Origin of the sequence: Lactobacillus sp. ESL0261 (assembly GCF_003693025.1) — a bacterium.
In the GTDB taxonomy this organism is placed as follows: Bacteria; Bacillota; Bacilli; order Lactobacillales; family Lactobacillaceae; genus Lactobacillus; species Lactobacillus kullabergensis.
In genome coordinates, this window is record NZ_REHN01000008.1 from 1 (window position 1) to 15,292 (window position 15,292).

The 15,292-nt window shown below is 33.7% G+C and carries 17 protein-coding genes; 6 read left to right on the forward strand and 11 right to left on the reverse strand.

Going from position 1 to position 15,292, the window contains the following annotated elements:
- Positions 1–128: IS3 family transposase (locus F5ESL0261_RS05695; RefSeq protein WP_147446222.1), on the forward strand; the 128-nt coding region annotated here is incomplete at its 5' end.
- A gap of 172 nt (positions 129–300) precedes the next feature.
- Here the strand turns inward: F5ESL0261_RS05695 and F5ESL0261_RS05700 are convergent.
- Positions 301–624, reverse strand: a complete 324-nt coding sequence (locus F5ESL0261_RS05700; protein WP_109586376.1) for an AzlD domain-containing protein — start codon at positions 622–624, stop codon at positions 301–303.
- Positions 611–1,318 (reverse strand): AzlC family ABC transporter permease, encoded by a 708-nt coding sequence (locus F5ESL0261_RS05705; RefSeq protein WP_122052533.1) that lies wholly within the window; start codon positions 1,316–1,318, stop codon positions 611–613. The genes F5ESL0261_RS05700 and F5ESL0261_RS05705 overlap by 14 nt, the downstream gene beginning before the upstream one ends.
- Positions 1,319–1,576: 258 nt before the next feature.
- On the opposite strand from F5ESL0261_RS05705, the gene F5ESL0261_RS05710 reads away from it, so the two are divergent.
- Positions 1,577–2,116 carry a DUF4231 domain-containing protein gene (locus tag F5ESL0261_RS05710; protein ID WP_122052534.1) on the forward strand — a complete coding sequence of 180 codons (540 nt, stop codon included), beginning with the start codon at positions 1,577–1,579 and terminating at the stop codon, positions 2,114–2,116.
- 4 nt (positions 2,117–2,120) lie between these two features.
- Here F5ESL0261_RS05710 and F5ESL0261_RS05715 read toward each other — a convergent pair whose 3' ends face one another.
- Positions 2,121–2,306, reverse strand: coding sequence for a hypothetical protein (locus F5ESL0261_RS05715; protein WP_034979591.1), 186 nt, complete (start codon positions 2,304–2,306; stop codon positions 2,121–2,123).
- A 980-nt stretch (positions 2,307–3,286) separates the two neighbouring features.
- Between F5ESL0261_RS05715 and F5ESL0261_RS10095 the strand changes: the two genes are divergently transcribed.
- Complete coding sequence (locus F5ESL0261_RS10095) at positions 3,287–3,544, forward strand: hypothetical protein (protein ID WP_147446235.1); 258 nt, start codon at positions 3,287–3,289, stop codon at positions 3,542–3,544.
- Positions 3,545–3,753: 209 nt separating this feature from the next.
- On the opposite strand, the gene F5ESL0261_RS10270 is transcribed toward F5ESL0261_RS10095, so the two are convergent.
- Entirely contained in the window at positions 3,754–3,879 is a 126-nt protein-coding gene (locus tag F5ESL0261_RS10270; RefSeq protein ID WP_255409679.1) for a hypothetical protein, read from the reverse strand.
- 353 nt (positions 3,880–4,232) lie between these two features.
- Positions 4,233–5,153, reverse strand: coding sequence for a hypothetical protein (locus tag F5ESL0261_RS05720; RefSeq protein ID WP_122052535.1), 921 nt, complete (start codon positions 5,151–5,153; stop codon positions 4,233–4,235).
- A 244-nt stretch (positions 5,154–5,397) separates the two neighbouring features.
- Between F5ESL0261_RS05720 and F5ESL0261_RS05725 the strand changes: the two genes are divergently transcribed.
- The gene (locus F5ESL0261_RS05725; RefSeq protein ID WP_370448902.1) at positions 5,398–5,973 is read left to right on the forward strand and encodes a phosphatase PAP2 family protein; all 576 of its coding nucleotides are present in this window, start codon (positions 5,398–5,400) and stop codon (positions 5,971–5,973) included.
- Positions 5,974–6,038: 65 nt separating this feature from the next.
- Here F5ESL0261_RS05725 and F5ESL0261_RS05730 read toward each other — a convergent pair whose 3' ends face one another.
- Positions 6,039–7,592 (reverse strand): L-lactate permease, encoded by a 1,554-nt coding sequence (locus F5ESL0261_RS05730; RefSeq protein WP_223901654.1) that lies wholly within the window; start codon positions 7,590–7,592, stop codon positions 6,039–6,041.
- Between the two features lie 312 nt (positions 7,593–7,904).
- Positions 7,905–8,735, reverse strand: a complete 831-nt coding sequence (locus tag F5ESL0261_RS05735) for a DegV family protein (protein WP_045928190.1) — start codon at positions 8,733–8,735, stop codon at positions 7,905–7,907.
- Between the two features lie 244 nt (positions 8,736–8,979).
- On the opposite strand from F5ESL0261_RS05735, the gene eno reads away from it, so the two are divergent.
- Entirely contained in the window at positions 8,980–10,266 is a 1,287-nt protein-coding gene (eno, locus tag F5ESL0261_RS05740) for a phosphopyruvate hydratase (protein ID WP_045928191.1), read from the forward strand.
- 59 nt (positions 10,267–10,325) lie between these two features.
- Here the strand turns inward: eno and F5ESL0261_RS05745 are convergent, their stop codons facing one another.
- Together F5ESL0261_RS05745 and F5ESL0261_RS05750 are read right to left on the reverse strand one after the other, a co-directional pair.
- Positions 10,326–10,661 (reverse strand): YxeA family protein, encoded by a 336-nt coding sequence (locus tag F5ESL0261_RS05745; RefSeq protein WP_122052536.1) that lies wholly within the window; start codon positions 10,659–10,661, stop codon positions 10,326–10,328.
- Positions 10,662–10,683: 22 nt separating this feature from the next.
- Positions 10,684–11,013, reverse strand: a complete 330-nt coding sequence (locus F5ESL0261_RS05750) for a YxeA family protein (protein WP_122052537.1) — start codon at positions 11,011–11,013, stop codon at positions 10,684–10,686.
- A 224-nt stretch (positions 11,014–11,237) separates the two neighbouring features.
- Between F5ESL0261_RS05750 and F5ESL0261_RS05755 the strand changes: the two genes are divergently transcribed.
- Entirely contained in the window at positions 11,238–13,511 is a 2,274-nt protein-coding gene (locus F5ESL0261_RS05755) for an HAD-IC family P-type ATPase (protein ID WP_122052538.1), read from the forward strand.
- Between the two features lie 395 nt (positions 13,512–13,906).
- Here F5ESL0261_RS05755 and F5ESL0261_RS05760 read toward each other — a convergent pair whose 3' ends face one another.
- Both F5ESL0261_RS05760 and F5ESL0261_RS05765 read right to left on the reverse strand, forming a co-directional pair.
- A complete protein-coding gene (locus F5ESL0261_RS05760) occupies positions 13,907–14,425 on the reverse strand; it encodes a GNAT family N-acetyltransferase (RefSeq protein ID WP_084600339.1) in 519 nt (172 codons plus the stop codon).
- Between the two features lie 289 nt (positions 14,426–14,714).
- Positions 14,715–15,242: an adenine phosphoribosyltransferase gene (locus tag F5ESL0261_RS05765; RefSeq protein WP_045928194.1), complete on the reverse strand. Its 528-nt coding sequence runs from the start codon at positions 15,240–15,242 to the stop codon at positions 14,715–14,717.
- Between the last annotated feature and the right edge of the window lie 50 nt (positions 15,243–15,292).

The following is a 15,292-nucleotide window of genomic DNA, read 5'->3' on the forward strand; positions in this document are numbered from 1 at the left end:
AGTTTAAGAATCTCACTGAACTGGAAGACGCAATCAGAGACTACATTGAGTATTACAATCAGAATAGAATCAAAATCAAACTAAAAGGACTAACTCCGCTTGAATATCGGAAGCTAGTCCTCAGTTAGCAGCTAATATAAAGTGTCCTAATTTTAGGGTTCACATCATAGCACAATGCTTTTTTACATGCTTTTTCTTACTTTGTACATTATAAATAAACTACATACTATTTATAAAATATAAAAAATGTTCACAAGGTGATCGACTTTAGTATTTAATTTACACAGTACCATTCGTTTTTTAAATTAAACGAAGAACTGCTAGTGAAATCATACCAACTATCACAATGATTAAGAGAGACTTACTAATAATTGCGGAAATAAAAGTTGGCAGTGAAGCCAAAGCGTACTGCATGTTAAGTTGAGGCAAATGACCTGGGTTTGCTATTAATAAGTTACTAAACCAAAGAGCAGCCATTATCACTATAGGCACAAAAGACAAAAATTCAACTAATTTTGGCGGCAAGGTAAATTTTTTCAACAAGACAAATGGTATCACTCTAGATAACAAAGTGGTGATTCCACAGAAAATGATTGTCGTTAAAATGTATTCAGAAGACGACATGCTTTATTACCATTCCTAAACTACAACCAATTAAGGTTACAACTATTACCACTAAATTGCCAGGTAAAATAATTGTCAGTAAATATGTCAGCGCAAAAGAAATCAATATCACAATTATTTGGAGTACTTTATTTAGTTTTTTGTCCCCAATTACTTGCAAATAAAGCAAACCAATAAACATTGCTACTATAGCAAAGTCAAGCCCTAATTTTTTGGGATCAGTTATAAAACTGCCCAATACTGCTCCTAAAAGTGTTCCAACTTGCCAAGTTAAGTAAGAAACAATATTTACTGTATTAAACCAGGTAAAATTTAACTTGTCATTTGTATAATTGATTTTATTCATACTTAGAGCAAAACTTTCATCGGTGAGAAAAGTTCCTATCAAAATATTTCTTTTTAAATTTTCTTGTTTCAAATAACCTGCTACAGTCGTGCTCATAAGAATTACTCGAGAGTTGACCAAGAAAGCGGCTAAAACAATTGAAGCTATTGGGCTTCCCGCAACCAGCATATTCAGAGTGGTTAATTGAACGGATCCGGCATAAATCAGAATAGACATCAAACAAACTTCCAAAGTAGAAAAGCCACTGGCTTTGCCAATAATTCCAAAAGCCGTACTTATGCCAATATAGCCGAAAATTGTTGGAATTGATTCTTTAATTGCAGATTTTTTGGTTAAGTAAGTATCCATTCTTTCACCCTCTTTTGTGAAAAATCATGAAATGATGTGGTAGTTCTACCATGAGTAATGTAGTTAAATTTATCTAAATTATCTCGTAGCTTAACATTTGTTTTTAATTTTTACAACATTATATTTTAAATGGAAATAAATTTTATGTTGCGTGTAAATTATGTAAGCTATAAAATAATTGTATAAAGTCATTAAAATATAAATATTATGTTATTGGTATAATATTTGTACACAAATTTTATTTAGAAAAGGAATATCATGGATTTTAGCACATATGATAAAGAAAGACTGACTAATCAGATAGATTGGTACGATAAAAAGAGCCAAAAAGAAAAAAAGTACTACTGCGCATGTAAAGTGCTCGCACTACTTTTTTCTGCTTCTATACCTGTTTTAGCTTCCTTTGTATTAAAACTTCATTATATTTTAACTGTTATTTCTGTTTTTAGCGCATTAATAACTTTTTTGGAAGGCTTATCGTCACTTAAAAAGTTTCATGACAATTGGATTCAATATCGTTTCATTTGCGAAACACTAAAAAGAGAAAGACAAATGTATTTATATTCAGCTGGTATTTACGATGACCCTGATACAGATAAATTAAAAACTCTGATAGAAAGATGTGAGTCATTAATTTCAAGTGAAAATATTAATTGGACAAACATGAATAACAATGAAAAACCTAGAATCAAATCTAGTCAGAGTACAAAAAATGAGCATAATAAAAAGGATCCCAATTACGAGAAGGTTAAATATTCGAAAACTTATAGGAAATCTTTTTTTCATCGCCAACATTAAGAATTTATTCTTTATATTTTTCATATGTTTTTTCAAAAATATCTTTTTTTACCGGCCATTTTTCACCATCAATGCCCGTTAATATCCAGTCACCAACATTGGCATGCATTACACCTTCATTTGTTTTTATATCGACTGGTTTTTTAGTTTGAAAAGCTTCTACAGGTATTGGCTTTTTGATATATTTCATAGTTAGAATTCTCCTAATAAAAATATTTACGTAATTGTATCACATACAATTTTAACAAAAGCAAGCAAAATTATTTTTGAATAAAACATTTATATTTTTATATTCGATTTTGATTAAAATTTATTTAAAAATAAAAAAGTTCATATTTAAGACCGTAAAATAGCCACCCTAGAGAACAAATCTTCGGAGTGGTTATTTATTTAAAAACACAATTAGATGTTTTCATCATTAATCAAATTACTATTTTTGAAAAAAATCTTACTACTTCTATCAATCTTAAATTGTCCATTTATTCTAAAATTTTGTTTTATGACTGGTTCTATAGCCCTATTAAAAAAAGTCAAATCAACAACTTTATTCATCATTAACTGCTATCAGATTACGCATTAAAACACATATTCAACTATGAAATGCACCTAAAAATTCAATAATTTTTATCTTAAATCTCTGATGAGCGTTTACTAGATAAATTAATTTTGTTTTTTTAAAGTTTGCTGTTAATCCCTTCTAATCAGGACATTTGCCTTTCAAACCTAAGAAAATCAAGTATCTTAAAATATTTTTAGAATCTAAAACGTTAGCTTGACAAGGAATAAAATTCTATAAGTTTATAAAAATTTTGAGTCTGAGGGCTAAATTTATAAGTCGAATCAATACGGATAAATTTATAAAAAGACGCTTGAATCAGGCTTTATTGTTATAAATTTATAAATTGCTGGCGTTTTATTTCAGTGATAAAATTTAACGGAAGGTGAGAATAAAATGAAATTAAAGAAAACATTGGTAATATTAGTCTCTATATTAATATTAGTTGCCACTGGACTGGTCTTTTCTTAAAAGTAGAGGCCAAATATGTAGGGCATAATGCTACTCCCACAGAACTAAGAGGTACTTGGTACGAATATAAAGGGCATAACAAATGGAATCATATAAAGATTACTAAACATGCATTTATACAAAATGGTCAAGTCCTTTGTAGTTTGAATAAAAAAGGATATAAAAAATTACATGTCACGCGTTATAAGCAAAATGGCAGACCCTATTATGTCTTGAATAAGTTTAACTATCATTATCAAGAAGTTGGTTCTTTTTGGTTATCCAAAAGAAAAATTCATGGCAAACGTGTAATGAAATCATATTACAATATGGGATATTTCTCTGTCTGTACAAGAAACAAAATAAAGCATGATTATTCTTATCAAACCAAAGGTAATTATAAGAAACAATTGGGCAAATAGTCAGTTGCCCTCGGACAGTCCTCTTACAACTTTACATATATTTTATTTTATAAAATAACTCTTTTTCAGTTCGTGTTGATAAGGAGTAAATTAAAGAGAATCAAGCTGCTAATAAACTGTTTGATTCTTTTTCTTTTACTTTGTTTTTTGCCAATCTGATCTTGCTTAAAACAAACTTCAGTGCATTTTATCCCAATCATATTTGGTATTCAGATGCGATAGAGTTCAATATCAAGGGACAGAAGACTTACTTGACGCCTATTCTTGACGGTTGCATCCATAAGATTATTTCCTATACCATTTCGTTGCTTAATTCTTAAACTTGCTATCGACATGTTAAGGCAGGCTTCCCTCAGGTATCCAGCATTGGATGGCCTAACTTGTTATACTTAAACGGAAAATGTTTTATGGATTTGAAAAGAAGTTTTAAAAATCTGAATGAACTAATATAATGCAAAAATTCAGACATTGTTCCTGCTTTTTTCACAATATAACTCCAATGAGAATTTTTTATTCTATTGTCTAACTTGCTTTTTATTCAAGCTAATTATCTAAAACTTCATAGAATCAAACTTTATAAGCAAATCTGCTCTCAATATTTAAAAAGCCAGTAAAAGAAATTACTTTTACTGGCTTATCTTTGTATCAGTGTCCTCATGGTCAAATAAATTCATACTTAGTTCTGCATTTAAAAGACTCTGACTTTATGTAAATATTTGTATTGAAATCCAGTTCCAACTATTGCTACCAATGTTCCTAACAGGTTTGCCGCTAACCAATTGATTGAATTGCCCGTGAAAAGACACACTGCAACCCATGGTGCAATGGCTATCAGATAGCCGCGCGCAGCCGTCATTAATAAAGTACCCCACTTAAATCCTTTACTTATATTATTTGTAACAACTTTATTGTGTAAAAACCTTTGAAATAGAACTGTACCCAAAACTATTAAAATAGTAATTAAAACAAATTGCCAAGCTTCAAATTTAACTAAGATGAATTCTTTATAAGAAAAATGATTTGCCAAAAGCGCAAAACCACACGCAATATCAAAGAAAAAGCCTTGGTTGACATAACCCTTTTTGCAAAATTTAATACTAAAATCAACAGCATTTTTGCAGGTCTTGTTTGGTGATTCCTTTTGCCTGTCAATGACTTGATGATTAGTCAGGTAATGATATTGACAAGTTATTCCAATCAAAGCAGTAATTAAGCCAACCAGCAAAGAAATGGAGAGGTTAAATTTTCCCTGAGTATGCATACTAAGAGCTAGTAATGGTGCGTTTCCGATTACAAAAGACCTCACCCCAGTTGAAATCAAACTAGTATTTACAAAATACAATGTCATTTTTTGAGAATCAACCTTGTGTCGCAAGAAGTTTTGATAACGTATTACGCTAATGATTGCAACAACTGCTAACAATACAAACAGCCAGTCAAACCAAATATCAGAAAGTAACAGTGTCAAAAGATAAAGGGTGCCATAAACAACGAGATCACCAACATGGTTAGTAGAATTATCAGCTAAAGCAAAGTTATGTTCATGGTGAGCAATATCACGTATAGCTTCACCCACAGTCTCTTGCTTAGAAGTGTGATTATTATTCATTTTTACCCCCTAAATTACGCCCTAACTTGATAATAATAATTTTAAGTTGGTTTTAATTAAAGTCAAGCTTTCTTTTAAAATAATTACCTTGCTAAAACTAATTTTAATAAAGCTCAAATTCTAAATTTCCTTTAAATTACAAATCTTAAGTTTTGCTCAAGAGTAGATTTTAATTTCTATGCTTTGCCCTGTTACTGTTAAAATACAATCGAATATAAATTATAGGTAGGGATTCGATTTGAATATCAACTTTTGGGTAGCAACATTGTCTGCTCTAATACTAATACTACTTATCTTTAATGTCAGAAATTCACGACGTTTCAATTTATTTGATCACTGGCTTCATCATAAATTAATCAGAAGACGCGACGGAATCGGCTGGCAGATTATTGCATTTATAAACGATCCCAAACTTTTAGTTGTTTTGGATGTATTTCTGGCAAGTTTTTTAATCAGTAATAATGAAAATTTACTTGCTTTTTGGGCATTATTTACTTTAGGCTTTACTGATCTGATTGGTATCTTTTTAAAAAAATGGATGCGCAGAAAACGTCCAATCCTACATTCAGATTTAGAAGAAGGCTATAGTTTTCCAAGTGGTCATGTCCTAGGAAGTACTGTTATGGCTTTAATCATCTGGCGACTTTTTGCAGGACAATTAGGTAATAGACTTTTATGGATTTTGCTGGCAATTTGGCTAATGGTCGTCATTTCTCGTATCAGTCTTAAAGCCCACTTTCCATCAGATATTATCGGGGCTACTTCTCTAGCTGTCTTTTGCTTTAGTATATCTCAACAATTACTTTTAATGGTTATTTAAAAACAACCCCAAACTTTTGGTTTAGGGTTGTTTTTTCCTTTATCGATAATTTTTTAACAATTAAATTATAGGAAACTAAGCATCTTTCCTAACACAAACACTATCACACACAATAATGCAGTGTACCATGCACAATGGGGTAGAGCTTTCTTAAGAATAACTCCTTCTTTACCCTCAAGACCAGTAGCTCCTGTAGCAATTGCGATGTTCTGTGGTGAAAGCATCTTACCAGCAGTAGCACCAACCATGTTAGCAGCTGCCAGCCAGTATGGACTTACTTTCAGCGCGTGGGCAGCTTGTACTTGCAATTCACCAAAGAGAACGTTAGCTGAAGTATCACTACCAGTGATAAAGATTCCTAACACACCGATGATTGGTGAAATTACTGGGTAAAATGCGCCAGTCAAAGTTACGAGACTAACCGCGATGACATCAATCATCCCGCTGTAGCCCATTACTTTGGACAATCCCACAATAGAACAAACCGTGATAATTGTTTTAACCAATTGCTTGATCGTACTGGTCAAAACGGAAAACATTTCCTTAAATGACAAACCTTGAATAGCACCACCAATGATACTTGACAATAAAATCAAAGTACCCGGTGATGACAGCCAGTCAATGTCAACCGGCTTGGCATTTGCACCATTGTAGAAGTGGAAACTAGTTTTGACACTTGCCAGTGCATTATGAATTGCAGGAAACATTGATGAGGTAAAAATGATAAAGCAAAAGACCAAAATGAATGGTACCCAAGCCTTGATTTTATCAGCAGTGGAAATAGGAGCTTTATCGTCCTTTTCAGCACTAGCGGATGCAACTTCATCTTTGCTGCTGTATTTCTTAATAATAATTACTAAACATAGTAAACAAACTATTGAACCTACAATTGATGGTAGTTCAGGACCTAAATATTTAGTAATGAAAATTTCTGGAACCGCAAATGTTAAACCAGCTACCAAGGTGCAAACCAAAACACCTTTTCCTTTAAATGACTTAAGTCCCTTACCTTCAGTCATCATGACCAAAACGAATGGAACTATCATCATTAAAACAAATAATTGTATAGCAATTAAATAACCTAACTCAGTAACTCCTAGACCTGTTACTTTAGCCAGAGTTGTTACTGGCAAACCAACGGCACCAAAAGCAGTAGGAGCAGTATTTGCTACCAAACAAACCACGGCTGCTTTAATAGGACTCATACCCAACATAATTAGGATACTTGCAGGGATCGCTACCGCAGTACCGAAACCGGCAATGGCTTCCAAAAATCCGCCTAATCCCCATGCTAAGATCAATACTAAGAATCTCATATCCTTAGTAATTGAAGTTAACATAGACATTATTGTATCCATTCCCCCTGATTTTCTACTGATATTGTAGATAAACAGAGCGGAAATAATAACATAAATTATTGGCCATAAAGCCATAATTATGCCATCAATTCCGGCAGTAATACTGTTTGAAAACGAAAAGTGGAAACCGACAATACTGAGAATTATTGATAAAGCAAAGCCGATTAAGCACGACAAATCTCCTCGAATGCGAAAAACACCCAAGGAAAGTATCAGCCAAACGATAGGGATGATCGCAAGAACTGTTTTAAGTATATCCATTTTTATTCCTCCGACGAAATCAATTTAACAAGTGCTAAATTAATTTCTCTCACTTTCTAACATAGAACTTGATAAAACTTATTAGACAACACTATATGAGTTTGTGATGTAAGCGCTATCTAATTTCATTATAGCACTATGTAATGCGCTTTTGAAGATGAATTTAACTTCACAAGCTTTTATATTTAAGCGCTTTCATTAACCAACAAAAAAATAGTCCTAACTTTATTAAGCTAGGGCTAAATCACCTTTTTTTATATTCTGTTAGATAGAGAACAAGTGTAAAAAAGGAATTTTTTATTTGCCAAAAAATTACAAATCGTCAAAACCAACCATCAAACTGCCTTCTTCGGCATAAAACGTGCAAAGTCCCCTCATTGAGCGAATTTTGATCTCTGCTTCTGGATAAAGTGCTAAAATTTTTGCTTTTAAACTTTCAGCATCTTTTTCATTTTTACAATGATCAATAATTAAATTACCACCCTTGTATTTCATTTCACTCATTAATTTCAGAACTTCTTTAAAGGCACGCTTTATTCCACGTACTTTTGCTAAAGGCTCTAGCTTACCCTCTTCACTGGCAGTACCTACTACATCAATATTTAAAACTTTAGCGACTTTAGCCACGGCCATATTAACTCGCCCATTGAGTGCTAAATTATGCAGTGATTTTAATACGAACAACAAATGAGTGTGTGTCTTATAATCAGATATTTTTTGTTCCAAATCTACAAAACGAGTTTTGCTATTAACCAATTTCCGAATTTCTTGTAGAATAACTGAAATCTCCGGGCCAGCAGTCCTTGAATCAATCACAATTACATGGCTATCAGGATGATCTTTTTCATATATTTGTTTAGCTTGAAAAGCAGATGAAAAGCTGCCACTAAGTCCACTAGTAATTGTCATCATTATTGCAAATTCAGATCCTTTTAAGGCCTCAAGCCACTCATTAATGCTGGGACAGGAAGTTTTGCCCTCCTCCGTGTTTTTCTCCATGCTGCTAATGAATTCATTGATATCAAGATTTTCGTCATCGACAAAATCTTTTCCTGCAATTGTCATAGTTAATGGCACAACAGTCAGATTTTCATTTGCTCTGTCATTTGCGCCAGAGTCTATTATTAACTTTACTTTATCCATATTTGTGTATCCTTATATAAATAAACTATATATTCAAAAAGATATATAGCTAAATAATAAATCAAATACCAGAAAAAAGCGATAAAAATTTTTTTAATATTTTTTAACATTAGAAATCGGTTACAAATGTTTACATAATCACAAACTTAAGCTAAAATTTGTGATGTAGATATGGAGCGTGTGCTCCACTAATGTATGTACTTATAAAAATTTGTACAGCATTTATTATTTAGGAGGTTTTTAGATGTTAAAATCAGTCATTGAAAATGTTCATGCACTGGAAATCTATGATTCACGTGGTAATCCAACTGTTGAGGCTTTTGTAACCTTATCAAACGGTGTTGTTGGTAAAGCTGAAGTTCCATCAGGCGCTTCAACTGGTGAAAATGAAGCAGTTGAATTACGTGATGGCGGCAGTCGTGTAGGCGGTAAAGGTGTTTCCAAAGCCGTTGAAAACGTAAATACTAAAATTGCTAAGGCATTAAAAGGTCTGGATCCACATGATCAAGCAAACATTGACCGTGTAATGATCGAATTAGATGGCACCCCTAACAAGGCTGAGCTTGGTGCTAACGCTATTTTAGGCGTATCAATGGCTACTGCAGCTGCTGCAGCAAAAGACAGCCACCAACCTTTATATAGATACCTTGGCGGCACTGATCTTGAAATGCCACAAACTTTCCACAACGTTATTAACGGTGGTGAGCACGCTGACAATGGTATCGACGTGCAAGAATTCATGATCACTCCAGTTAAGAAGACTTCTTTCCGCGATGGTTTTGAAAAGATCGTTAACACTTACCATACTTTGAAGAAAGTTCTTGAAGACATGGGTTACGAAACTGGCCTTGGTGATGAAGGTGGTTTCGCACCTAATATGAAGAACTCTGAAGAAGCTTTGCAAGCTTTACACGACGCTATCGTTAAGGCTGGCTACAAGCCTGGTGAAGATATTGCCATTGCTTGTGACTGTGCTGCTTCCTACTTCTACAACAAAGAAGACGGTAAGTACCACTTCGAAGGTAAAGTATTTAACGATGAAGAATTAGCTCAATATTACGACAAGTTACTTGACGAATTCCCAGAATTAATTTCAATTGAAGACCCATACGATGAAAATGATGTTGACGGCATGATTAAGTTTACTCAAAGCCACAAAGACAGAATTCAAATTGTTTTGGATGACTTCATTTGTACTAACCCTAAGCTTTTGACTAAAGCTATTAAGGAAGGTGCCGGCAATGCTTCATTGATTAAGTTAAACCAAATTGGTACTGTTACTGAAACTTTGGAAACTATCCGTCTTTCACGTAAGAACGGGTACAACACCATGATTTCTCACCGTTCAGGTGAAACTGGTGACACATTTATCGCTGACTTCGCAGTTGCAGTTAACGGTGGTCAGCTTAAGACTGGTGCACCTGCTCGTTCAGAACGTGTTGAAAAATACAACCGTTTGCTCGAAATTGAAGAAGATCTTGGTGAAGGCGAGCGTCTAGCTACTTTCCCAGACAGTGTTGACAAAGATTAATTTGTTAGCCTAAAAAAAAGCCTGCATTGCTGCAGGCTTTTTTTGTGCTATTTTTATGGCTAGTCGTCTTTTTGACTAATTGCTTTTAAGTAAGTACTTTCGGAGATATAGTCAATTTTTCTCACGTACTGTCCCTTGTGGTCGATCTTAATATATTGTCTACTTGGATCAAAACCACCTACTCTTTCAATTTTATATGGTAATTTCTTACCAGTATCAGGATTATAGGCCTGAACGTTTAGATAATTTTGCGTATTTTTTGGCACCTGCGCATAACTAATTACTTCTGGAATAGCAGGATCAACTCTATCAATCCAAGAATTATGATCTAATGGAATTTGGTTAGTTATAATCAGAAAAAAGACATAAACTGGAACCAAAAATTTTTCGAACATGGTATCTCCTTCTATCTAACTTTTAGGAATGAACTTTCTTTTGAAATTCTTTTTTGGAAATATATTTAATTTCTTTCACATACTGGCCTTTATGGTCAATTTTAATATATTGCCTGCTTGGATCATAGCCTCCTACTTTTTTTATTTTGTATGGAAGCTTTCTGCCGGTTTTAGAATCATAGGCTTGAACATTAAAATACTTTTGCGTATTTTTTGGTACTTGCGCATAACTATATGTTTCAGGAATCGCAACGTTGAAATAATCTATAATCTCATTGTGAACGAAAAAGGGTAAACAAAATAGAGCTGTGAGCGTTAATAGTGAAGCCACAATAAATTTTTTAACTGACATGAATTCCACCTCCTAGATTAAAAGCGAATAAATTCGAATTTTTTAAAATGATATATTTAAATTTAGGTGTACTAATACACTGCTATACCTATTTTACACTTTTCTATAATCATTTTAAATACAAAATTAAAACAAACTTGCAAATGATAATATTTAATTTGCTAGCAAAAGTCTTATTTTTATGCTACTTTAAATTAAGTATTTATAACTAAGGAAGTAAAATTATGGCTGAAAAAATTACTGGCTTAAGTCAAGCCGAAGCAGATAAACTTCTGCAGAAAAATGGATTAAACGAGGTTCCTGAACCTCAATTCAATTTTTTTAAAGAATTTTTATCCAAGTTATGGAATTTATCAGCATGGATTCTCGAAGCTGCCCTACTTTTAGAGTGTGTGTTAGGAAAATGGATACAATCATTATTTGTGTTATTGATGCTACTTTTTGCTGCATGGAATGGAGCTTCTAAGAAAAAGCAATCAAGGCGAGTGCTGAATAATATTTCACATAAATTAACTCCTACTATTTCTGTTCAAAGAGATGGGGAGTGGCAGAATATTGACTCAAAATACTTAGTCCCTGGTGACTTAATCAGTATGCAAGCTGGTGATGTTTTGGCTGCCGATGTGAAGCTGATTGAGGGACAAATTTCTACTGATGAGAGTTCAATTACAGGCGAAGCAAGAACAGTGCGGAAAAATCCACAAGATACAGCCTTTGCCGGTACTACTGTAACAGAAGGCAATGGCTTAGCAGTCGTCACTGCTACCGGTGCTGATTCTCGTTCCGGTAAGACAATTAACTTAATTAATAATTCTGCAGCTCCTGGTCACCTGCAACAACTGCTAACTAAAATTATTTACTATTTGTGCATTCTTGATGGAATTCTGACCTTAGTAATTGTCATTGCTTCTTTCTTTAAGGGTGGTGACCTGAATAATCTGATTAACATGCTGCCATTTTTAGCAATGATGTTTATTGCTTCAATACCAGTTGCTATGCCTTCCACATTTGCTCTTTCTAACTCGTTTGAAGCAACCCGTTTAAGCAAAGAAGGAGTTTTAACTTCTGATTTGACTGGTATTCAAGATGCAGCAAACCTTAATTTGATTTTGCTCGATAAAACAGGAACAATCACGGAAAATAAAACGGCGGTGGGTCAGTGGACTAATTTCAGTTCAATGAATAATAACGATGTTTTAATATTAGCATCAGCTGCTACGGATCAAAGAAACAAAAAACTCATTGATACTGCGATTGATGAATATGTTAAAAAACAGGGATTAAATATTAAGTCTGCATCAGATTTCACACCTTTTACTTCAAGCACTGGCTATTCAATGGCAAACTGTGATGGTCATAATATTAAACTTGGTTCCTTTAAACAACTTTCGCTAATTGATAAAGACGCTAGCGAAAAGGCAAAAGAAATAGATTTTGGTGCCGGACGTTCAGTAGCTTTATTAATTGACGACAAGTTAGCCGGTGTCTTCATTTTGCAAGATATGGTAAGATCCGACTCTAAAGAAGCTCTTGGAGAACTCAGAAAACGGGGAGTAAAACCGATTATGCTAACTGGTGATAACCAGAAAACTGCTATTGCAGTCGCTAAGCAGGTTGACTTGCAAGGTGAGGTAATTTCTATTCGTGATTTCACTGACCAGACTGATACCAGCAAATTGGCTGGTATTGCGGATGTTTTACCAGAAGATAAATTGCGCATGGTTAAATTCTTCCAGAAAAAAGGTTATATTGTAGGTATGACAGGTGATGGCGTAAATGATTCCCCCGCTCTAAAGCAAGCTGAGGTTGGCATAGCGGTCTCTAATGCTGCAGATGTGGCCAAACGATCTGGTAAAATGGTACTTTTAAATGACGGTCTGTCTTCGATAGTAAAAATACTTGATGCTGGACACAGAGTATATCAAAGAATGACTACCTGGTCCTTAACAAAGTTAGCCAGAACTGCACAATTAACAATGCTTTTAACATTTGGCTACCTTTTCTTTAACTATATTCCAATGGCGCTAAACGCTATGGTTATTTACACAATTATGAATAATATGGTGACAATGATGATTGGTACTGATAGAACCCATATCACCTATAAACCAGAAAACTGGAATATGGCTAAATTAGCTAAAATTGCTTTTTCATTAGCTTTTGGCTGGACAGCTATTGGTATTGCTGGTATTGCCTATCTTAACACGCACGGCTGGGGGCATGGCACTATCTCAACGATGGTTTATGTTTACCTGGTTTTGAGTGCTATGTTTATAGTTTTAATCACCAGAACAAAGAAATACTTTTGGCAAGACTATCCTTCTAAAGCAGTTGGGTTAACACAACTAGGCGATGTGCTGTTAACTGTGATTTTGGCATTGTTTGGTATAGCTATGACAAAAATAAACTGGATGAACCTATTACTTACTTTTGCTATTGCTCTGATTGCGGCAGTTGTTATTGATCTATTTTATCAACCAATAATGAAGAATCGCTAATTTTAAATTTAAATAAAGAAAAACCTGATTGCAGAAATTTTCCGCAATCAGGTTTTTTAAGGTTTACCGATGAGTTCCTGACTTTTCCATCACACCGGTAAAAAGGTTTTGTATATGCTATTTGGTATAATAATTTAGAATAGGAAAAAATAGTTAAATTAATCAGGAAAGTTAATTTTTTAATAAGAGGCGAGCCAATAACAAAGATAGATAATTATTTTGCTAATCGACCCTTGAATCCCCCCTTTCACTGGTTGTACGTTTATAACAAATGCTTTAAATTACATTCGTTATGTTTATATTAATACATAAAATAACCAAAGTAAACAATTTAGTCTAATTTTTTACTTTTAAAGCGCTATTTTGGGTATATTTAAATAACAATTAATCTTTTTTTACTTTTTTAATTCATACACATATGATGTTTCATTAGGACGATAAACACCATGTAACAGGCCAACTTTTGTAAAACCCATTTTTGCAATCAAATGCTGCATTGCTTTATTGTCTTCGTGAGTATCAATTCGAATTGAATCAATATCATCACGATTAACTTTGATATCATTAATTACAGCTTGTAATAGTTTAGTAGCATAACCTTTACCAGAATGTTGAGAATGAATTGCTACACGATGAATAACAACATATTTATCTGTATTGCTTAACCACTTACCATCCAAGTGATCGTATACATGGTCAGGTCCATCTACTATAGCAATTGCACCAACAGTTTCTTTATCCTCAGAAACGGCTAAAAAGGCCCAGCCGTTTTCAATGTCTTCTTTAATTTGACCCTTTGAGGGGTAGTCTCCTTGCCATTGATTGACACCATGTTCAGCTAATTGATTAGCTCCATCTTTTAAAATAGCGATAATTTGGTCAAAATCGGCCATTGTTGCTTTTCTTAATTGCAAATTACTCTATTCTCCTTTTTTGAAATACTGTATCATTATATATACCTGACTTGAGCTTGTAAAAAATTTGGACTCAAAATTCAAAGTTTTTTTCATATTTCAGAAAGCGTTTTTATTGCTCTAAATCATTAAAATTTGCTAAGCCTGAACCAATTGCCCCTTTTATAGCCGGCAAATCTTTTAGATAAAAAATACCCTTTAATAGCTGATTCCGAAATTCAACTATTAAAGAGCATTTTGTGTATATTTATTTTTGAAAACTTGATCCTTAAGATCCAATCAATAAAAATTAAGCACCATGATATTTAACTAGAGAATAGACGTCAAGTCCTGGTAATTTTTCTTTTCCCTTTAAATCAGGTAATTCAATATAAAAACAAGAACCAACTAACTCTCCACCAAGGTTTTCAATTATTTGCTTGCACGCTCTTAAAGTTCCTGCCGTAGCAAGTAAATCATCACAAACTACAACACGCTGGCCAGGTTTAATAGCATCTTTATGAATTTCCAAACTATTTGAACCATATTCCAGGTCATAAGAAGCACGCTCGACCTCCCGCGGCAATTTATGTGGCTTTCTAGCTGGCACAAAACCAATACCTAATTCTGTTGCTACCGGACAACCAACAATAAATCCACGAGCCTCGGGACCGACAATTATATCAGCATTTTTACTTTTAACGTATTCAGCTAACTTGTGTGTAGCTGCCTGAAACAATTTGCCATCCTGTAGCACAGGAGTGATATCCCGAAAGATTATACCTTTGTTCGGAAAATCCTTGACACTTGCAATATGTTTCTCAAAATCGTTTGCCATAAGAAGAAAAACCTCCAAAAACTTAACTTTCTTGCTAAAGCTTATTCGAC